This is a genomic window from Variovorax sp. GW821-FHT09D05 (assembly GCF_059416325.1).
This window is the reverse complement of sequence record NZ_JBWKOZ010000003.1, coordinates 634,910-653,166: the sequence shown is the minus strand read 5'-3', so window position 1 is coordinate 653,166 and position 18,257 is coordinate 634,910. Positions and strand designations below refer to the sequence as shown.

At 66.8% G+C, this 18,257-nt stretch carries 19 protein-coding genes; 11 read left to right on the top strand and 8 right to left on the bottom strand.

What is annotated here, in order from left to right:
* Window positions 1-156 precede the first annotated feature (156 nt).
* Complete coding sequence (locus AC07O3_RS11040; RefSeq protein WP_093055615.1) at window positions 157-999, bottom strand: class I SAM-dependent methyltransferase; 843 nt, start codon at window positions 997-999, stop codon at window positions 157-159.
* A gap of 132 nt (window positions 1,000-1,131) precedes the next feature.
* Complete coding sequence (locus AC07O3_RS11035; RefSeq protein WP_495339308.1) at window positions 1,132-3,015, bottom strand: sigma-54-dependent Fis family transcriptional regulator; 1,884 nt, start codon at window positions 3,013-3,015, stop codon at window positions 1,132-1,134.
* A gap of 215 nt (window positions 3,016-3,230) precedes the next feature.
* On the opposite strand from AC07O3_RS11035, the gene adh reads away from it, so the two are divergent.
* From adh to AC07O3_RS11020, 3 genes are all read left to right on the top strand, one after another.
* On the top strand, window positions 3,231-4,751 hold the full coding sequence (adh, locus tag AC07O3_RS11030; RefSeq protein ID WP_093055619.1) for an aldehyde dehydrogenase: 1,521 nt from the start codon (window positions 3,231-3,233) through the stop codon (window positions 4,749-4,751).
* Window positions 4,751-5,128 carry a DUF779 domain-containing protein gene (locus AC07O3_RS11025; protein WP_093055621.1) on the top strand — a complete coding sequence of 126 codons (378 nt, stop codon included), beginning with the start codon at window positions 4,751-4,753 and terminating at the stop codon, window positions 5,126-5,128. The genes adh and AC07O3_RS11025 overlap by 1 nt, the downstream gene beginning before the upstream one ends.
* A 218-nt stretch (window positions 5,129-5,346) precedes the next feature.
* Window positions 5,347-5,913, top strand: a complete 567-nt coding sequence (locus AC07O3_RS11020) for an NADPH-dependent FMN reductase (RefSeq protein WP_097198899.1) — start codon at window positions 5,347-5,349, stop codon at window positions 5,911-5,913.
* 11 nt (window positions 5,914-5,924) lie between these two features.
* Here the strand turns inward: AC07O3_RS11020 and AC07O3_RS11015 are convergent, their stop codons facing one another.
* Window positions 5,925-6,842, bottom strand: a complete 918-nt coding sequence (locus AC07O3_RS11015) for a LysR family transcriptional regulator (protein ID WP_093055624.1) — start codon at window positions 6,840-6,842, stop codon at window positions 5,925-5,927.
* Between the two features lie 128 nt (window positions 6,843-6,970).
* Between AC07O3_RS11015 and AC07O3_RS11010 the strand changes: the two genes are divergently transcribed.
* Genes AC07O3_RS11010 through AC07O3_RS10995 form a run of 4 tightly spaced genes read left to right on the top strand, consistent with a single transcriptional unit; the run spans window position 6,971 to window position 10,528 of the window.
* Entirely contained in the window at window positions 6,971-8,146 is a 1,176-nt protein-coding gene (locus AC07O3_RS11010; protein ID WP_495339307.1) for a CaiB/BaiF CoA transferase family protein, read from the top strand.
* Window positions 8,143-9,126 carry a hydroxymethylglutaryl-CoA lyase gene (locus tag AC07O3_RS11005; protein ID WP_495339306.1) on the top strand — a complete coding sequence of 328 codons (984 nt, stop codon included), beginning with the start codon at window positions 8,143-8,145 and terminating at the stop codon, window positions 9,124-9,126. Before AC07O3_RS11010 ends, AC07O3_RS11005 begins: the two co-directional genes overlap by 4 nt.
* Window positions 9,123-9,503, top strand: coding sequence for a VOC family protein (locus AC07O3_RS11000; RefSeq protein WP_093055629.1), 381 nt, complete (start codon window positions 9,123-9,125; stop codon window positions 9,501-9,503). Before AC07O3_RS11005 ends, AC07O3_RS11000 begins: the two co-directional genes overlap by 4 nt.
* Window positions 9,504-9,562: 59 nt before the next feature.
* A complete protein-coding gene (locus tag AC07O3_RS10995) occupies window positions 9,563-10,528 on the top strand; it encodes a Bug family tripartite tricarboxylate transporter substrate binding protein (protein ID WP_495339305.1) in 966 nt (321 codons plus the stop codon).
* Between the two features lie 15 nt (window positions 10,529-10,543).
* Here AC07O3_RS10995 and AC07O3_RS10990 read toward each other — a convergent pair whose 3' ends face one another.
* The 3 genes from AC07O3_RS10990 to AC07O3_RS10980 all read right to left on the bottom strand — a co-directional run bounded on the left by AC07O3_RS10990 (window position 10,544) and on the right by AC07O3_RS10980 (window position 11,939).
* Window positions 10,544-11,014, bottom strand: a complete 471-nt coding sequence (locus AC07O3_RS10990) for an ASCH domain-containing protein (protein WP_495339304.1) — start codon at window positions 11,012-11,014, stop codon at window positions 10,544-10,546.
* Window positions 11,015-11,061: 47 nt separating this feature from the next.
* Entirely contained in the window at window positions 11,062-11,208 is a 147-nt protein-coding gene (locus AC07O3_RS10985) for a hypothetical protein (protein ID WP_176928800.1), read from the bottom strand.
* A 164-nt stretch (window positions 11,209-11,372) separates the two neighbouring features.
* On the bottom strand, window positions 11,373-11,939 hold the full coding sequence (locus AC07O3_RS10980; protein ID WP_093055635.1) for a LuxR C-terminal-related transcriptional regulator: 567 nt from the start codon (window positions 11,937-11,939) through the stop codon (window positions 11,373-11,375).
* A 94-nt stretch (window positions 11,940-12,033) separates the two neighbouring features.
* Between AC07O3_RS10980 and AC07O3_RS10975 the strand changes: the two genes are divergently transcribed.
* The 4 genes from AC07O3_RS10975 to AC07O3_RS10960 all read left to right on the top strand — a co-directional run bounded on the left by AC07O3_RS10975 (window position 12,034) and on the right by AC07O3_RS10960 (window position 16,019).
* Window positions 12,034-12,840: a CoA transferase subunit A gene (locus AC07O3_RS10975; protein ID WP_093055637.1), complete on the top strand. Its 807-nt coding sequence runs from the start codon at window positions 12,034-12,036 to the stop codon at window positions 12,838-12,840.
* Window position 12,841: 1 nt separating this feature from the next.
* The gene (locus AC07O3_RS10970; protein ID WP_093055639.1) at window positions 12,842-13,480 is read left to right on the top strand and encodes a 3-oxoacid CoA-transferase subunit B; all 639 of its coding nucleotides are present in this window, start codon (window positions 12,842-12,844) and stop codon (window positions 13,478-13,480) included.
* A gap of 76 nt (window positions 13,481-13,556) precedes the next feature.
* Window positions 13,557-14,951, top strand: coding sequence for a CoA transferase (locus tag AC07O3_RS10965; RefSeq protein ID WP_495339303.1), 1,395 nt, complete (start codon window positions 13,557-13,559; stop codon window positions 14,949-14,951).
* Window positions 14,952-14,963: 12 nt separating this feature from the next.
* Window positions 14,964-16,019 (top strand): DUF4241 domain-containing protein, encoded by a 1,056-nt coding sequence (locus AC07O3_RS10960; protein WP_495339302.1) that lies wholly within the window; start codon window positions 14,964-14,966, stop codon window positions 16,017-16,019.
* Window positions 16,020-16,034: 15 nt separating this feature from the next.
* Here AC07O3_RS10960 and AC07O3_RS10955 read toward each other — a convergent pair whose 3' ends face one another.
* Entirely contained in the window at window positions 16,035-17,204 is a 1,170-nt protein-coding gene (locus AC07O3_RS10955; protein WP_495339301.1) for a pyridoxal phosphate-dependent aminotransferase, read from the bottom strand.
* 28 nt (window positions 17,205-17,232) lie between these two features.
* Window positions 17,233-18,192 (bottom strand): LysR family transcriptional regulator, encoded by a 960-nt coding sequence (locus tag AC07O3_RS10950; protein WP_495339300.1) that lies wholly within the window; start codon window positions 18,190-18,192, stop codon window positions 17,233-17,235.
* Window positions 18,193-18,257: the final 65 nt, after the last annotated feature.

Below are 18,257 nucleotides of genomic sequence, written 5' to 3'. Positions count from 1 at the left end.
GAATCTTGAGGGGGAAGAAAGAAAAGCAGCGAAGACGATAGAGCATTCTCCGCGACCGGGAACAGCTGGTAGCTTGACCTGGCCCGGGGCCGCACCGCGTCAGCCATTCCGCGCAGCGCGGGCCGGACAAAGCCGGCACTTCACAAAATTGTGCGTTTATGTATCGGCGACGTCCGTCGCCTTCAGCGCGTAGAGCGCATACAGCGGCACCCCGAGAAACAGCATGACCATCGGGGCGAACAAGGTGTAGGGCAGGCCGATGCCTTCCAGCACGCGGTAAGTGTCGGTCAGCTGCAGGCGCGGATGGGGCTGCGTCAGTTCGGTAGAGCGACGGATGCCCCAGAGAAACTCTGCACCGGTCGTGCGCACCGATGGATGCTGCCTTCCGCGCCCCACCGCAAGCCAGCACATGGCGTCGAAGGCCAGCATCGAGCCTGCGGGCGCGCGTTCGCCGAAGGTGGCGAGCACTGCCTGCACCTGTTCGGGCTTCAGGTACATCAGCACGCCCTCGGTGAACAGGAATACCGGCGCAGCGTTGCGCTTGCGCGGCAGGCCCAGCTGTTCCCACCAGTCGGGCGCGGTCAGGTCGAGCTCGCGCAGGTCGTGGCGTTCATTCGTCTCGGGGATCAGCTCGCGGCGCATTTCGAGCACCTCGGGCAGGTCGGCGTCGGTCATGTGGGACTTGCCGTCGTCCAGCCACTGGAAGTAATGGCTAAGGCCGCAACCCATGTTCACCACGCGCCCGCCGGGGTGCTGCTTGAGGAAGTCCTGGGCCAGGCTGCGGAAGCGGCGGGTGCGCGAGAGGATGCTGTAGATGGTTGCCCGGTCTTCCGGCAGCGCTTGGCCGTCGTCGCGGATCTGCTCCAGGATGCCCGCGGCGTATGCGTCCCGCACGGCCACTTGCGGAAACATCGCGTCGCCCGAAGCCCGGGCGGCCAGGGGAATCCGCAAGGTCGAAGGAACGGCCGACAGGCGCCGTGCGCGTCTGCCGGTGGTCATGGATGCGGAAGAGAGGCCATGCACAAAGTCTGGCCGCTCCGGCATTGCGGGGCAAGTCAGTCTTTGGTTATGCCGGCGGGTGAGAAGCGCATGTCTGCGCAGGCCCGCGCCTTCAGCCTGCGGACTGTCCAGTCAATGTGCCTCGGGCTTGCCGCGCTGGCGCGCAAGATGGCGATAGATGGTGCTGCGGTGAACATCCAGCCGGCGGGCGGCCTTCGCCACGTCGTGATCGCAGGCCTTGAGTGCCTCGTCGATGGCGTGGCGTGTGATGCTCATCAGCGGTTCGGTGTGTGGCAGGGCATGGGGCGTCGCGTCGTCGGGCGGCGAAGTCCACCCGCCGACCAGATGCGCGGGAAGCATGGCCGCCGTCACCGAATCGCCCACATCGGCCAACGCCACGACCGCACGCAGCGTGCTGCGCAGCTCCCGCACATTGCCCGGCCAGCGGTAGGCGGCCAGCGCTTCGAGCGCATCGCTCTCCAGCCGCAGGTGCTTGGCCGCGCCGCCTGCCTCGAGGAACAGCCGTGAGATCAGCGCGTGCCGGTCGCCGCGCTGGTGCAGCGGCGGCAGGGCGACTGTGAACCCTGCCACGCGATACATCAGGTCGGCGCGAAAGCGCCCGGCCTCCACCAGTGCCGGCAGGTGGCCGTGTGTGGCGCAGACCAGGTCGAAGTCCACCGCCACGCCCTGGCCGCCGCCCAGCGGCGTGACCACGCGCTCTTCGAGCACGCGCAGCAGGCGCGTCTGCAAGGGCAGCGGTATCTCCGCGATCTCGTCGAGAAACAGCACCCCGCCGTGGGCCTCGCGGATGCGGCCCGCCATGCCCTTTCGCTTTGCACCGGTGAAAGCGCCTTCCTCGTAGCCGAACAGCTCGGACTCGATCAGCGTCTCGGGCAGCGAGGCGCAGTCCACTGCCACGAAGGGCCCCGCACTGCGCCGGCTCGCGGCATGCAGCCGGCGCGAGAACACTTCCTTGCCGCTGCCGGTCTCGCCGTTGACCAGCACGGAGACGCCTTCATTCAGCACCCGCACAGCCTTGTGCAGCAGCGGTTGTATGTCGTCGGCTTCAGTGGTCATGCCCGGGGGCGACGTGGCGTGGCGAGTGGTGGTACGCGCTGTGTCCGGCGTGTTCGAACGCTCCATCACCATCGCGATCTGCCGCCCGCCCGGCAGCGTCAGCAGGTTGCGCCGGTGCTCCATGCGCGGCCAGTTCGCGCCGAGAAAAGCTTCGGCGTCCAGATCGATCAGGCCGTCCCATGAGCGGCCGAACAGTTCGAGCGCTACACGGTTGGCCGCGACGATGCGCCCGCCCTCGATCACCATCAGCCCCTCGCGCGCGGTGCCAATCAGTGCCGGCCGCGCGTGGAAGCGCAGCACGTGGCCGCCGGCCTCGGCCAGCATCATGCGATGCTCGACCTGCTGCGCCGCCATGCGCACCAGCCCCAGCGCATGCGTGTTCACCCGCACCGTCTCGCCAGAGATATCGAGCGCGCCCGCCAGTTCGCCGCGCCCGGTGAAGATGGGCGCCGCCGCACAGCCGAGCGCGCCGTTCTGCGCCAGGTAGTGCTCGCCGCCCAGCACCATCAGCGCTTCTCGCTCTGCCAGCGCCGTGCCGATGGCATTGGTGCCCCGGTTGTGCTCCGACCATTCCACGCCGGGCTGCAGCGCAATGCGCTCGGCCTTGGGCAGAAAGTCGGCACTGCCGACCTCTTCGAGGATCAGCCCGCTGGCGTCCGACAGGATCACCACGCAGCCATTGCCGACCGCATGCTCGGCAAGGCCGTCGAGCTCGGGCTGCGCGCAGTTCAGCAGCCGCATGGCCTGCTCGCGCCGTTCGCTCAGCAATGCCAGCGCCATCGGCTCGGGGTCGATCACATGGTGGTCGACCGGGCGGCTGCGCTGCCAGGAACGCGAGATGTGCGGTGCGATCCACGGCGCAGGGTCGCGGCCCTGCGCGAAGAACAGCTCGCGGGCCTGATCCACTCCGATCGATGGCAAATGCGCTTCACCACTCATGCGTGTCTCCGATAGGTTTTCGCCTTGTGCGACATCCTAGTCGCCATATTCGCGCGAACATGTCGCAGATTGCGAATGAAAACCCGCTCCGGCATCGGTTTGCAGTGCGCAGGTGCCTAGGGAATGTCCCGATCCGGCCGGGTATGTGGCTTGCGGTAGTCCATGCAGGCCGCCGCATGTCGTGGCGCCACTACCTTGCATATGGAGACAAAGTCATGGACATGCTCGAACCGGGCAAATTCGGTACCGCGGTGCCGTTCAAGAAGCGCTACGGCAATTACATCGGCGGCGAATGGGTCGCGCCGGTGGACAACCAGTACTTCGAGAACATCACACCCGTCACCGGCAAGGTCTTCTGCGAGGTGCCGCGCTCCACGGCGGCCGACATCGACCGCGCGCTCGACGCCGCGCACAAGGCCAAGGGCGCCTGGGGCCGCACCTCGACCACCGAGCGCGCCAACATCCTGAACAGGATCGCCGACCGCATGCAGGAAAACCTGGCGGTTCTGGCGGCCGCCGAAACCTGGGACAACGGCAAGCCCATCCGCGAAACCACGGCGGCCGACCTGCCGCTGGCCATCGATCACTTCCGCTACTTCGCCTCGTGCATTCGCTCGCAGGAAGGCGGCATCAGCGAGATCGACCATGAAACCTTCGCGTACCACTTTCACGAGCCTATCGGCGTGGTCGGCCAGATCATTCCCTGGAACTTCCCGATCCTGATGGCCGTGTGGAAGCTGGCGCCCGCGTTGGCAGCCGGCAACTGCGTGGTGCTGAAGCCGGCCGAGCAGACACCGGTGTCGATCCTGGTGCTGATGGAAATCATCGGCGACCTGCTGCCGCCGGGCGTGCTGAACGTCGTCAACGGCTTCGGCGTGGAGGCGGGCAAGCCGCTGGCGTCGAGCAACCGCATCGGCAAGATCGCCTTCACCGGCGAGACCACCACCGGCCGGCTGATCTCGCAGTACGCGAGCCAGAACCTGATTCCGGTCACGCTGGAGCTGGGCGGCAAGTCGCCCAACATCTTCTTCGCCGACGTGATGGACAAGGACGACGGCTTCTTCGACAAGGCGCTCGAAGGCTTCACCATGTTCGCGCTGAACCAGGGCGAGGTGTGCACCTGCCCGTCGCGCGCGCTGATACAGGAGTCGATCTACGACCGCTTCATGGAACGCGCGCTGAAACGCGTGGCCGCCATCAAGCAGGGCAGCCCGCTCGACATGGCAACGATGATCGGCGCGCAGGCTTCCAGCGAGCAGCTCGAGAAGATCCTGTCGTACCTCGACATCGGCAAGCAGGAGGGTGCGAAGGTGCTGATCGGCGGCGAGCGCCAGAAGCTCGAAGGCGATCTGGCCGACGGCTACTACGTGAAGCCGACCGTGTTCAGGGGCCACAACAAGATGCGCATCTTCCAGGAGGAAATCTTCGGCCCCGTGGTGTCTGTCACCACCTTCAAGGACGAGGAGGAAGCGCTCGCCATTGCCAACGACACGCTCTACGGGTTGGGCGCCGGCGTGTGGAGCCGCGACATGAACCGCGCCTTCCGCATGGGCAAGGGCATCCAGGCCGGCCGCGTGTGGACCAACTGCTATCACCACTATCCGGCGCATGCGGCCTTCGGTGGCTACAAGCAGTCGGGCATCGGTCGCGAAAACCACAAGATGATGCTCGACCACTACCAGCAGACCAAGAACCTGCTGGTGAGCTACAGCGAGAACAAGCTGGGCTTCTTCTGATGACCGGCGAAGTCCTGCGCGTCACCGCGACCGATGCCGCGCTCGCGTTGATCGACAGGCTCGCCGCAAAGCACGGCCCGCTGATGTTCCATCAGTCGGGCGGCTGCTGCGATGGCAGCGCGCCCATGTGCTACGGGCGCGACGAGTTCATCGTGGGCGACTACGACCGGCTGCTCGGCCACATCGGCGGCATGCCGTTCTACATCAGCGGGCCGCAGTTCGAGTACTGGCAGCACACGCAGCTGATCATCGACGTGGTGCCGGGGCGCGGCGGCATGTTCTCGCTGGAGGGGCCGGAAGGCTTGCGCTTCCTGACGCGCTCGCGGCTCTTCACCGACGAGGAGTGGGCGGTGCTGGAGGCCGAAGAGGCGAAGTAGCAAGGGAAGGCGGGAGGGCGTTGCGCAGATAGACTGGGGGCGTTTTTCGATCAATCTCCAAGGAGCACCCCGTGAAGATCAGCGCGCCCTCGAGTCCGGCTGCGCGCCGGACTTTTCCGTTTGAAGGAAATGTGGTTTCCGCGAAAACCACTTTCCCGGTGACCTGGCCGACGCCATAGTTGCCGACCACCAACCCCAGCACAAGAACAGGAAACCGAATGAGCACCCTCGACATCGTCGGCCTCTGCGGCAGTCTTCGCACCGGCTCCATCAATCGGGCTGCCTTGAACCTCGCAGGCTCACTGATGCCCGAGCCGATGGCCATGGAGGTCGTCGAATGGCGCGAGGTGCCGGTGTTCGACGCAGACGTGTTCGCAAAGGGCTACCCGGCATCGGTGCAGGCGCTGCGCGACCGCATCCGCCGCGCCGACGGCGTGGTGATTGCCACGCCCGAATACAACTTCTCGATTCCGGGCGGGTTCAAGAACATGATCGACTGGCTCAGCCGCGGCGAAGACCAGCCCTTCGCGCACAAGCCGGTGGCCATCCTGTCGGCATCGCCGGGGCCGGTTGGCGGCGCGCGCGTTCAGTACGACCTGCGCCGCGTGCTGTTGTTCGTGAACGCGATGGTGCTGGCGAAGCCCGAGGTCTTCATCGGCGGCGCGGGCGGCAAGTTCGACGCGGATGGCAACTGCACCGACGAGACGACGCGCAAGTTCGTCGGCGACCAGATGAAGGCGTTCGAAAAGTGGATCGCGGCGGTCAAGCGGATGACGGCTGGCTGAGTCTTCGCCCGCTAGGTCGATGAGGCGAGTAGCTGACGCACCAACAGCTGTGCAGCGGGCGAGAGGGTGGCCCCCATCTTCGTCGCCATCAGCAACCGCCGCGTGGCCCACGCATCCTTCAGCCGCACGACCTTCAGATCGAGCGCCGCAACCTGCGCCTTGCACGCGGCCAGCGGCACCACGCCGATGCCGAGATTGGCTGCGATCATGTGGCACATCGCATCGAAGCTGCGCACCTGTACGCGCAGGCGCATCGGGATGCCGGCCTGCTCTGCTGCGCGCGACGTGAGCTCCAGCAGCGAACTGCTGCGGTTCAGGCCGACGAATTCGTGCGCGAGGCAGGTCTTGAAGTCGACCTGCTTCACGCGGCTGCGCGCCAGCGGATGCTGCTTTGCGCACAGCACCACGAGTTCGTCGGTCTGGAAGGGCGCGACGTCGAGCCCATAGGCGGGTGTGTTCTCCGCGAACACGCCGACGTCGGCGAGCCCGTCGACCAGTGCGCGCACGATGTCGCCGCTCAATTGCTCTTCGACCTCCACTCGGATGTCGGGATGCTGCGCGAGAAAAGTCGCGAGCGTCGTGGGCAGGAACTCGGTCAGCGCCGACATGTTGGCCCACAGCCGCACATGGCCGCGCACGCCGCTTGAGTAGTCGTTGATCTCGTTGCTGAACTGCTCGAAGCCCTGGAACAACCGCATCGCATGCTGCATCGCCACATGGCCGGCGGGCGTGAGCGCGATGCCTTGCGCGCTGCGTTCGAGCAGCTTCGATCCCGTTGCTGCCTCGAAGTCCGAAAGCCGCCGGCTTGCCGCCGACAGCGCGAGGTGGCATGCCTCCGCGCCCTTGGTGATGCTGCCCGACTGCGCGACCGCGCAGAACAGGCGCAGCGTCACGAAGTCGACACGGGCGGGGTTGATCGGGCTGGGCATCGGCGGATTCTAGAGAGGCGCGGCCACCCCTTCGCGTTTTGCGAAGGAGTGCTGCCGTCACAGCAATTCCGCCCGGCGCAATCTGTTCCTAGAGTCGGACCTTACCCAACAAGGAGACGGACGCGGACATGAATGCACTCGAAGGCCTGAAAGTGCTGGAGCTTGGCCAGCTCATTGCCGGCCCCTTCGCCGGCAAGACGCTGGCGGAGTTCGGCGCCGATGTGATCAAGGTCGAACCGGCCGGCGTCGGCGACCCGCTGCGCAAGTGGCGGCTGCTGCGCGATGGCACTTCGGCATGGTGGGAGGTGCAGTCGCGCAACAAGCGTTCGGTGTGTCTCGACCTGCGCAGCGCCGAAGGCCAGGAGGCAGCGCGCGCGCTGGCGCTCGAGGCTGACGTGCTCATCGAGAACTTCAAGCCCGGCACGCTCGAAGGCTGGGGCCTGGGGTGGGAGCAGCTGCACGCGTTGAACCCGCGGCTGATCATGCTGCGCATCTCGGGCTACGGGCAGACCGGGCCTTATCGCGACAAGCCCGGCTTCGGCGTGCTCGGCGAATCGATGGGCGGGCTGCGTTATCTGAGCGGCGAGCCGGGGCGGGTGCCGGTGCGCGTGGGGGTGTCGCTGGGCGACACGCTGGCAGCGCTGCACGGCGTGATCGGCGTGCTGACCGCGCTGCACCATCGCATGGCCCATGGCGGGGAAGGGCAGTTCATCGACGTGGCGCTGTACGAGTCGGTGTTCAACGTGATGGAAAGCCTGCTGCCCGAGTACGACGCCTTCGGCGCGGTGCGCGAGCGCGCCGGCAGCGCGTTGCCCGGCATTGCGCCGACCAACGCCTACCGGTGCAACGACGGACACTACGTGCTGGTGGCCGGCAACGGCGACAGCATCTTCCGCCGGCTGATGCGAGCCATCCGGCGCGCGGACCTGGAGAACGACGCGGAGCTTGTGCACAACGACGGGCGCGTGCGGCGCGTGGCGGAGATCGACGCCGCCATCGAGGCATGGACGCTGCAGCGCAGCCGCGATGAAGTGCTGGCCGCACTCGACGCTGCTGGCGTGCCGGTCGGGCGCATCTACACCGTGGCCGACATCGCGAGCGACCCGCAGTACCTGGCGCGCGAGATGATCGTTGTGGCTCCCACGTCTGACGGTGCCACGCTGAAGGTGCCCGGCGTGGTACCCAAGCTCAGCGCCACGCCGGGACGCATCGCGCATCCCGCGCCGCGCCTTGGCGAGCACACCGGCGATTTGCAGGGCGCTGGCTGGCCAGCGCGCCGCGCGGAAAGCGGGCTTCTCGTATGAAGACGGGCAACGGCACGCGGCTGCTCATCAACGAGGTCGCCACCCGCGACGGCTTCCAGATGGAGAGCCGCTTCATTCCCACCGGTGACAAGGTCGTGCTGATCGACCGGCTCAGCGGGCTGGGCTACGCCAAGATCGAAGTCACGTCGTTCACTTCGGCAAAAGCGATTCCGGCATTGCGCGACGGCGAGGAGGTGATGCACCGCATCGCCAGGCGCCCCGGTGTGATCTATACCGCGCTGGTGCCGAACGTGCGTGGTGCCGAGCGCGCGCTGGAAAGCCGCATCGACGAGTTCAACATCGTCATGTCGGTGAGCGAGACGCACAACCTCGCCAATTTGCGCATGACGCAAGAGCAGTCGTTCGCGCAGCTGGCCGGTGTCGTCGCGCTGGCGAAGCAGGCCGGGGTGCCGGTGAACGTGTCGCTCTCGTGTGTGTTCGGCTGCCCGATGGAGGGCGAGGTGCCGCTGGCAGCGGTGCAAGGCTGGATCGACCGTTTCGCCGCGCTGGAGGTGCAGGGCATCACGCTGTGCGATACGACTGGGATGGCCTATCCCACGCAGGTGCAGGCCCTCTGCGAGAACGTCATCGCGGTTCATCCCCAGATGGACTGGACCGCCCACTTCCACAACACACGCGGCATGGGCCTCGCAAACACAGTCGTTGCCGTCGAGGCCGGCATCCACCGGTTGGACATGTCGCTCGGAGGCATCGGCGGCTGCCCCTATGCACCGGGCGCGACCGGCAATGTGGCGACCGAGGACGTGGTGCACATGCTGCGGTGCATGGGCTACGACACCGGCATGGACCTGGACGGCCTGATCGCCGCCGCGGCCGAGCTGGAATCGCTCGTACAGCATGAGCTGTCGAGCCAGGTCTCGCGCGCGGGCCATCGGCTGACCCGGCATGCACCGCCCGCGGATTTCAACGACATCGTTGCCCGTGCCAAGGAGCGCGGACAGAAGGAGCTCCACCCGTGATCGACCATCTGGACCATCTCGTGCTGACGACTGCGCACGAAGAAGCCTGCACCCGTTTCTACGTCGATGTGATGGGCATGGCGCTCGAAAGCTTCGGCGCCGGCCGCAAGGCTTTTCGCTTCGGCAACCAGAAGATCAACCTGCACATCAAGGACCACGAGTTCGAGCCCAAGGCGCAGCTGCCGACGCCGGGGTCGCTCGACCTGTGCTTCATTGCCAGCGTGCCGCTCGAGGAAGTCATCGCGCGGCTGAAGGAGCACGACGTGCCGATCCTCGAAGGCCCCGTGATGCGTACGGGCGCTACATCGCGCATCCGCTCGGTCTATGTGCGCGACCCTGACCTGAACCTGATCGAGATATCGGAGCTGGCGCCCTGACGGCGCGGGCCCGAAGACAGCAAGCAGCAAGCCAAATACAAAACCACCGGAGACAAACCATGAAACCCATCCACCGCCTTCTCGCGGTCGGCCTTGCGCTGGCTGCCTCGGCTGCAAACGCCGACACCTGGCCCTCGAAGCCGATCACCATGATCGTGCCCACGTCGCCGGCCGGCTCCACCGACATCATGGCGCGCATGGTCGGCGATCCGCTGCAGCGCGCGCTGGGCCAGCCCGTGGTCATCGACAACAAGCCTGGCGCCAGCGGCAACATCGGCACCGAGTTCGTGGCGCGCGCCGCGCCGGACGGCTACACACTGCTGATGCAGTACTCGGGCTTCCACGTCGGCAACCCCTCGCTCTACCCGAACATCAGGTGGAGCCCGACGAAAGACTTCGTGCCGGTGGCGATGGTGATGCGCGCGCCGCACGTCGTCGCGGTGAGCGGCAAGCTCCCGGTGAACTCGATGAAGGAACTCATCGAATACGGCAAGAAGAAGGAAGGCGGCCTGTTCTACGCCTCGTCGGGCAACGGCTCGATCCAGCACATTGCGGGCGAGCTGCTGTCGCGGCAGTCGAAGCAGGCGATGACGCATGTGCCCTACAAGGGCTCGGGCCCGGCCATCAACGACCTGATCTCGGGCAACGTCGACATGTTCATCACCACGCCGCCCTCGGTCATCGGCCACTTCGCGGGCGGGCGCATCAAGGCGCTGGCCTATACGGGCACGAAGCGCCATCCGTCGATGCCCAATGTGCCGACATCGGCCGAGGCGGGCCTGCCGGGCTACGAGGTCGAGTCGTGGTTCGCGGTGTTCGCGCCGGCGAAGACGCCGCCCGAGGTCGTCGCCAGGCTCAGCGCGGAGCTGAAGAAGATCGTGGAGAGCGAAGCCTTCCGCAAGAAGGTCGACGAGCAGGGCGCCTTCGCGACCTACATGGACTCGCCAACGCTCGCGAAGTTCGTCGACCAGGAGCTGGCGACCTGGTCGAAGGTGATCAAGTCGGCGGACATCAAGCCGGATTGAAGGGGGGCGGGGCCCTCAGTCTTCCTGGTAGACGACCTCGAAGGTCTCGCACAGCACCGGCATGCGCAGGTCGGGCTTCCTGCCGAGACGCTCGCATTCGCCGCTGAAGTACTTCCAGTGGCCTTCGCGCCAGTAGCGCAGCGAGCAATCGCCTTCGGCCTCGACGGCCACGAAGTCTTCACCGACCTCATCGAAGGGCATGACCACCACGCTGAGGGTTTCGATCACGCACAGGGGCTTGCCATGCCAGTCGGTCACCACGCTCAGGTCACCGGGCTTGGGCCGTGGCCTGCCGGTCGATTCGAAGGACCATTCGAGGCTCGCGGTGCCGCGCTTGCGCCCGTCCAGGACGAGCTTTGCCAGTTCGGTGGCGCCGGCCTCGTTGTCGTCGAAGTAGAAGGCCTCGCCAAAGCGGGCCGACATGTCGGCGCCGGCGGTGGCCTGGAATCGCTCCCAGAAGGGAAGAATGCTGGATGGAACGGTCATGTCGGGCGGCCTGGAGTCGAGCCCCAAGCCTGCCACAGCATGAACGGCTACAGCTTGACGTTGATGATCGACAGGATGATTGCCGAGAGCGTCAGTGCGACGGGCACCTTCTGCACAGCGAGCGCGTGGGCCCGTGCGAACGAGGCCTGCGTTTGCAGCAAGAGGCTGGTTTCGGAATGGATACGTGTGGACATTTCAGACTCCTGAGTGGTTGCGGGCTTCCTGCCCTGCATGGCCTCAACGATAGGCCTCGCCGCGCGCAACGGAGCAGGCGTTTCGACGACACGGCGTTTCCGTTTTCGCAACGATCAGGTGGCTTGTGGCCGGAACTTCCGGCGGGCCCCGGCAATCGTCGGGCTCAACCCGCGATCAGCTTCTGCACCAGCTCGGCCGTGGTCGCAGCCGCGTATTTGCGCATCAACCGCGCCCGGTGCAGCTCCACCGTGCGGTGGCTGATGCCCAGCGCCTTGCCGATTTCCTTGGAGGTCAGCCCGCGCATCACCTGCGCCGCCACCTCTCGCTCGCGCGGCGTGAGTTCGGCCTTTACTGCGCGGCGCGAGCCCAGGTCTTCGAAAGTCCAGATGCCGGCCTCGTGCGGGGCGGCGCGATTCATCGCATGGCCCGTGACGTGGCACCAGAAGGTTTCGCCTGCAATGGCGCCGTGCAGGCCACCCAGGCGCCTCATCATGCGGTTGTCGGCGTAGTGCCCGCTGGCGTTCAGAAAGGGCTCCATGCGCTTGCCGATGCGCTCGAACTCGGCCACGCTGGGGTACAGGATGCTGAACGAATGCCCGACCAGCGCGGAGGGCGTTGCGCCAAAAATCTCGCACACGCGCACGTTGCAGGCCACGATGGTGCGGTTGCTCGAAACCACCATGCCGACGGGTGCATGCTCAAAAGCCAGCCGGTAATCGATCTCGGGCATCGGGGGTCACCATTACGAAATACTACGTATGCGAGTAGGTAGTATCGTTCAGGGCTTTCCCACCCACTCTCCATTCATCCATCAAGGAGCCCGAGTGAACAAGATTTATCCCTCCGCAGACGCGGCACTCAAGGGGGTCGTGGCCGACGGGCAGATGCTCGCGGTCGGCGGCTTCGGTCTGTGCGGCATTCCCGAAGCGCTGATCGAAGCGCTCAAGGATTCCGGCGTGCAGAACCTCACCGTTGTCTCGAACAACGCGGGCGTCGACGGCTTCGGCCTCGGCAAGCTGCTGGAAACGCGCCAGATCAAGAAGATGGTCGCCTCCTACGTGGGCGAAAACAAGGAGTTCGAGCGCCAGTACCTGGCCGGCGAACTCGAGCTCGAATTCACGCCCCAGGGCACGCTGGCCGAGAAGCTGCGCGCCGGCGGCGCGGGCATTCCGGCCTTCTTCACCAAGACCGGCGTGGGCACGCAAGTGGCCGAAGGCAAGGAGCTGCGCGAATTCGACGGCGAAACCTACGTGATGGAACGTTCGCTCGTGCCCGACGTGGCACTGGTCAAGGCCGACGTAGCCGACAAGTCGGGCAACCTGCGCTTTCGCCTGACGGCACGTAACTTCAACCCGGCCGCTGCCATGGCCGGCAAGATCTGCATCGTCGAGGTCGAGAAGATCGTCGAAGTGGGCGAGCTGGCTCCCGACGACATCCACCTGCCGGGCATCTACGTGCACCGCATCGTGCTCAACGCCAGCCCTGAGAAGCGCATCGAGAAGCGCACCGTGAGCGCCTCGGTCGATGCCGCCGCCGCCAAGGTCGAGGCCCAGACCGCCATCGCCCAGGCCGCCGCCACCAGCGAAGTGCCCGTGCCCACCGTGCCCGCCAACAAGAAAGAAGGAGCCTGAGATGCCCTGGACCCAAGACCAGATGGCGGCCCGCGCCGCGCAAGAACTCGAAGACGGCTTCTACGTCAACCTCGGCATCGGCATTCCGACGCTGGTGGCCAACCACACCGGCACGAAAGAAGTGTGGCTGCAGAGCGAGAACGGCATGCTCGGCATCGGCCCCTTCCCGACCGAAGACCAGGTCGACGCCGACCTGATCAACGCCGGCAAGCAGACCGTGACCACTCTGCCCGGCTCGGCCATCTTCGGCAGCCATGACAGTTTCGCGATGATTCGCGGCGGCAAGATCAACCTGTCGATCCTGGGCGCGATGCAGGTCAGCACCAAGGGCGACCTCGCCAACTGGATGATCCCCGGCAAGATGGTCAAGGGCATGGGCGGTGCGATGGACCTGGTGGCTGGCGTGAAGCGCGTGATCGTGCTGATGGAACACGTGGCCAAGAAGAAGGACGGCACCGAGGACCTGAAGATCCTCGAGAAGTGCACCCTGCCGCTGACGGGCGTGGGCGTGGTCGACCGCATCATCACCGACCTGGCTGTGATGGACGTGGTGCCCGAGGGCCTGAAGGTCGTCGAGCTGGCGCCGGGCGTCAGCTTCGACACGCTGCAGTCCAAGACCGGCGCCAAGCTGATCCAGTAACAGGGCAGCGAACGCAACGACAACGAAGGCAGGGCCGCGAGAGCGGGCCCTGCCTTTTTCTTTGGAGCACACAGGAATGAATGCAAGCGAAGTTCTGGGCGGCATCTGGCGGCAGGCAGGCTTGCCCGCAGAAGCCTTGCCGTTTGTACGGCCTACGGGCGCCGACCCGGTGCTGCCGTCGTCTTTCGCGGTCGGCGTGGCGGCACAGAGCACCATCGCTGCGGCGGCGCTGGCTGCCTGCGAGCTCGGGCACCTGCGAGGTTCGGCGCGCCAGCAGGTCGGCGTCGACATGCAGCATGCGGCGCTCGACTGCACAGGCTGGTTCAGCCTCGACGGGCGCGTGCCCGATCCGTGGGACACCTTCTCGGGGCTGTACCGCTGCGCCGATGGCTGGGTGCGCATTCACGCGAACTTTGCGCATCACCGCGATGGGGCGTTGAAGCTCATGAAGCTGGATCCGGCCACTGCCACGCGCGCCGAAGCCGAGGCGGTGATGGCGACCTGGCGCGCGCATGAATTCGAGGATGCCGCCGCTGCGCAAGGGCTGGTGGCAACCGCGCTGCGCCGTTTCGACGAGTGGGGCGCCACGCCGCAAGGCCAGGCCATTGCGGCGCAACCGCTGTTCACCATCGAACGGATCGGCGACGCACCGCCGCTCGCGCTGACGCCGCTGCGCGAAGATCAACGGCCACTCACCGGCGTGCGCGTGCTGGATCTGACGCGGATCCTCGCGGGCCCCGTGGGAGGGCGCGCGCTCGCGGCGTATGGCGCCGACGTGATGCTCGTCAATTCGCCGAACCTGCCGAACATCGAATCCATTGCCGACACCAGCCGCGGCAAGCTCTCGACGCATGTGGACCTGCGCACCGACGAGGGCCGAGCCGTGCTGCGGCAGCTCGCCACGCAGGCGCATGTCTTCGTGCAGGGCTACCGGCCCGGCGGCATTGCATCGCTGGGCTTCGGGCCGGCGGAGCTGGCGCGGTTGCGGCCGGGCATCGTGTGCGTGTCGCTGACGGCCTATGGCACACAAGGTCCGTGGGCCAATCGCCGCGGTTTCGATTCGCTCGTGCAGACCGCAATGGGCTTCAACCACGCCGAAGGCGAGGCCGCCGGCGATGGCAAGCCGAAGCCGCTGCCGATGCAGATCCTCGACGAAGCGACCGGCTACCTGATCGCATTCGGTGCCGCCGCTGCGCTGTGGCGACAGCAGCAGGAGGGCGGCAGCTGGCACGTGCAGGTGTCGCTGGCGCAGACGGGACAGTGGCTGCGCAGCCTTGGTCGCGTGCCCGGCGGCTTGTCGATTGCAAGGCCCGACCTCAAGCCGTACGTCGAGACCTCGGCCTCCGGCTTTGGTGAACTTGCCGCACTGCGCCACAGCGCGCAGCTGTCGCGAACGCCCGCCGCGTGGCCGCGCCCTTCGAAGCCGCCGGGCAGCCATCCGCCGGTGTGGCCGGCCGACACAGCGAAGTGAGAAACTGGGCCGATGCCCTACCTCGACATCGACAACCTCCAGGCCGTTTTCCTCGACGACGATGCGCTCCGCGCGCGGCACCTGGCGCGGCTGCCCTGCGGCCTGGTGCAGATCACGAGCGGGCGCGTTGTGGCCTGCGACCCGCTGGTGCAGCCCGAGCGGCAACCCTTTGCGCGCGAGCTGCAGGCGCGCGGCGCCTTCCCCGTCGAAGTGCTGCACGACAAGGGGCGGCATGCGCTGGCGGTGCTGTGGCTGCGTGACCGCGGCAGCCTGCGCGCCGCCGATCTGAACTGGCAGATGGCGCTGATGGAAGGGGAGTCGCTCGAAGCGTTGGGCGACGGCGAGTTCTACGGCTACCCGGTCGACGCAGGCGTCGGCTGCTTCATGGACCCCGACGCCGCGGCCGCCATGGCCGAGCGCGACAAGCGCGAAGCCGCCGCCCCCGATTTCATCAGCTACTACGACGACGTGCTCGCGGGCGAGATGGGCGACGCCAACGTCGTCGACCACTACCCGCTCGGGCCGGGCTCGGCGAGCAACATGGTGATCTTCCGCTCGGGCTGGGGCGACGGCAGCTACCCCAGCTTCTGGGCGCTCGACGCTGCGGGCGAACCCGTGGCGCTGGTGACCGACTTCATGATCATGGAAGGCGGCGACGCGCGCGACGAGGACGACAAGCGCAGCGATGCCTACAAGGCCAGTCTCTCGCCCGAAAAGTCGGCGGCGCTCGATGCATTGGGTGCGGCGGCCGTCGAAGGCGATGTGGCGGCAATCAAGGCCCTGCTCGGTGCGGGCCTCGCGCAGTCCAACGAGATCATTCCGTCGTTCGGCGAGTCCGCGATCACGAGCGCCATCCGCATGAACCAGATCGACGCGCTGCGCGTGTTGCTGGGCGCGGTGCAAGGCCTGCCGATGCCGCCGCGGCTCTACAGGATGGACAAGGAAGAGAGCTACATCGACTATGCGCGCCGGCTCAAGAAGCCGCGCGTGGAAGGGCTGATCGAACTGCTGGAGAAGGCTGCAGCGCCCGCGGCAAAGCCTGGATTTCTGAAGCGCCTTTTTTCCTGAGCTTGTCCTGAGCGCTCAGGCGCCCAGCGCAGCCCGCACCTTGTCTCCCAATCCGCGCAGCCGCTCGACCGGCTCGTTGGAAAACACGAAGCGCAGATACTGCGCGCCATGCGTCTCGCCCCAGCCTTGCATCGCCGTGGCGCAGACGCGATGCGACAGCAGGCGCTGCGACAGCGTTTGCCCGTCGATGCCGAAGTCGCTCGTGCGCAGCAGCAGCGACCAGCCACCGCCCGGTACACCGACAGGCAGGCCGCGAAGTTCGTCCAGCACCGTGTCACGCCGCTGCTCCAGCTCGCCCACGTACGGCGCGAGCGTGCGCACCGATTGTTCCAGCGCCGTTGCCACTGCATCCTGCGCGATGCCCACCGGCACCACCACATTGGCCAGCGACACGGCCACGAGATCAGGCATGTAGCTCTCGGGCGCCACGGTCCAGCCGACGCGCCAGCCGATCATGCGCAGCTCCTTGGCCGACGAGCCCACGGTGATCGTGCGCTCGGCCATGCCGGGCAATCCTGCCGGGTGGATCACTTGCCGGCCGTCGAACAGCAGGCGTTCCATGGCGCTGTCGAGGATCAGCGTCAGGTCGTGCTGCACGCACAGTGCGGCGATGGCACGCCAGTCGTCTTCATCGAAGCAGCCGCCCGTGGGCATCAAGGGCGACATCAGCAGCATCACGCGCACGCGGGGGCTGATGGCGGCTTGCAGCGCGGCGCGATCGAGCTTCCATTCGCCGCCGGGGCTGAACTGGAACGGCACGTACTTCGGCGTGCCGCCGGCGAGGCGGATGCGGTTGAGCAGCCCCGCGTAGGTCGGATCGGTCACCAGCACTTCGTCGCCCACCTCGACGGTCGCGAGCAGCGCATTGAGGATGCCCGAGAGCCCGCCTGCCGAGATCACGCAGTTGCGCGCGCCGCTGTACGCCACGCCCGACAGCGCCGACACATGCCGCGCCGCCACATCGCGCAATCGCGACTGGCCGACGAAGGGCAAGTAGCTGTTGTCCGAATCTTCCGAGGCCCCACGCACGGTGCGCGCAATGGCTTCGGGGTCGGGCGGGATGTCGACGTCGAGGTTCTCGAGCCGAAGAAACGGCGGGCCATCGGCATCGTCGGCAATGGCACCCATGCGGTCGACGCCGATGCCTGCGATGTGTTCAAGACGTGCGGGGCGGTGGCGTGGCATGGGGCGGGTCTCCGTGTTTGGGGGCTGGCTACGGGGCTGGCCTGCGCGGGCGGGCCGGGCGTTGCTGCTGCTGTGAGGCGCCATTCTCATCGCCGGGCGGGGCCAGAAGCAACAGCGCCTGCCGCGCCTGTACCGTCTCGCGCAGGAAGTTCCACACCGTCTGCATGCGCCCGAGATGCTTGGTCTCTGCCGGCATCGACATCCAGAACGTGCGCGTGAAGTTCGCCTGTCCGGGCAGCACGGGGCGCAGCGCGCTGTCGTTCTCCGCGATGAAGGCCGGGAGCACCGCAATGCCCGCGCCCGCTACCACCGCGCTGTGCTGCGCGAGCACGCTGGTGCTGCGCAGCGCGAAGGCGTCGGGGCGGTGCAGTTCGTCGAGGTACTGCAGTTCCTTGCTGAAGAGCAGGTCGTCGACGTAGCTGATGAAGGTGTGGCCGCGCAGGTCTTCGCGCGTCTTGATGGGCTTGTGTGCGGCCAGGTACTTTTTCGAGGCGTAGAGCCGCAGCGTGTAGTCGGTGAGCTTGGTGACCACCACCGGCCCGCGCGCCGGGCGCTCGAGCGAGATCACGATGTCGGCCTCGCGCCGCGACAGATGCACGAGGCGCGGCATCGCGAGCAGGTCGATGGTGAGCTTCGGATGCTGCACCGCGAACAGCGCCAGCTGCGGCGCCAGCACCACCGTGCCGAAGCCCTCGGTCGCGCCGATGCGCACCAGCCCCGACAAGCCTTCCTGCGAGGCCGGCGCTGCGCTTTCCACGGTGCGGAAGGCGCTCTCCATTGCCTCGACCTGCGGTTGCAGCCGCCGGCCCGCCTCGGTGAGCCGGTGGCCGCCCGATTCGCGCGAGAAGAGCGGGGCGCCGACTTCCTTTTCCAGTGCCTGGATGCGGCGCGCGACGGTGGTGTGGTCGACCTCGAGCCGGCGGGCCGCGCTCATCAGGGTGCCCGAGCGGGCGAGTTCGAAGAAGTAGCGAAGGTTGTCCCAGTCCATGTGCCCTCGTGTTTTTGGTTTGAGGCTCTGCATTTTTGCAAAGCGGCCGCGCATATTTGTCTATT

Bases quoted from the DNA above. Each gene is read 5' to 3' on its own strand.
- AC07O3_RS11040 (WP_093055615.1), bottom strand. From the start codon at position 999: ATGACCACCGGCAGACGCGCACGGCGCCTGTCGGCCGTTCCTTCGACC.
- AC07O3_RS11035 (WP_495339308.1), bottom strand. From the start codon at position 3,015: ATGAGTGGTGAAGCGCATTTGCCATCGATCGGAGTGGATCAGGCCCGC.
- adh (WP_093055619.1), top strand. From the start codon at position 3,231: ATGGACATGCTCGAACCGGGCAAATTCGGTACCGCGGTGCCGTTCAAG.
- AC07O3_RS11025 (WP_093055621.1), top strand. From the start codon at position 4,751: ATGACCGGCGAAGTCCTGCGCGTCACCGCGACCGATGCCGCGCTCGCG.
- AC07O3_RS11020 (WP_097198899.1), top strand. From the start codon at position 5,347: ATGAGCACCCTCGACATCGTCGGCCTCTGCGGCAGTCTTCGCACCGGC.
- AC07O3_RS11015 (WP_093055624.1), bottom strand. From the start codon at position 6,842: ATGCCCAGCCCGATCAACCCCGCCCGTGTCGACTTCGTGACGCTGCGC.
- AC07O3_RS11010 (WP_495339307.1), top strand. From the start codon at position 6,971: ATGAATGCACTCGAAGGCCTGAAAGTGCTGGAGCTTGGCCAGCTCATT.
- AC07O3_RS11005 (WP_495339306.1), top strand. From the start codon at position 8,143: ATGAAGACGGGCAACGGCACGCGGCTGCTCATCAACGAGGTCGCCACC.
- AC07O3_RS10995 (WP_495339305.1), top strand. From the start codon at position 9,563: ATGAAACCCATCCACCGCCTTCTCGCGGTCGGCCTTGCGCTGGCTGCC.
- AC07O3_RS10990 (WP_495339304.1), bottom strand. From the start codon at position 11,014: ATGACCGTTCCATCCAGCATTCTTCCCTTCTGGGAGCGATTCCAGGCC.
- AC07O3_RS10985 (WP_176928800.1), bottom strand. From the start codon at position 11,208: ATGTCCACACGTATCCATTCCGAAACCAGCCTCTTGCTGCAAACGCAG.
- AC07O3_RS10980 (WP_093055635.1), bottom strand. From the start codon at position 11,939: ATGCCCGAGATCGATTACCGGCTGGCTTTTGAGCATGCACCCGTCGGC.
- AC07O3_RS10970 (WP_093055639.1), top strand. From the start codon at position 12,842: ATGCCCTGGACCCAAGACCAGATGGCGGCCCGCGCCGCGCAAGAACTC.
- AC07O3_RS10965 (WP_495339303.1), top strand. From the start codon at position 13,557: ATGAATGCAAGCGAAGTTCTGGGCGGCATCTGGCGGCAGGCAGGCTTG.
- AC07O3_RS10960 (WP_495339302.1), top strand. From the start codon at position 14,964: ATGCCCTACCTCGACATCGACAACCTCCAGGCCGTTTTCCTCGACGAC.
- AC07O3_RS10955 (WP_495339301.1), bottom strand. From the start codon at position 17,204: ATGCCACGCCACCGCCCCGCACGTCTTGAACACATCGCAGGCATCGGC.
- AC07O3_RS10950 (WP_495339300.1), bottom strand. From the start codon at position 18,192: ATGGACTGGGACAACCTTCGCTACTTCTTCGAACTCGCCCGCTCGGGC.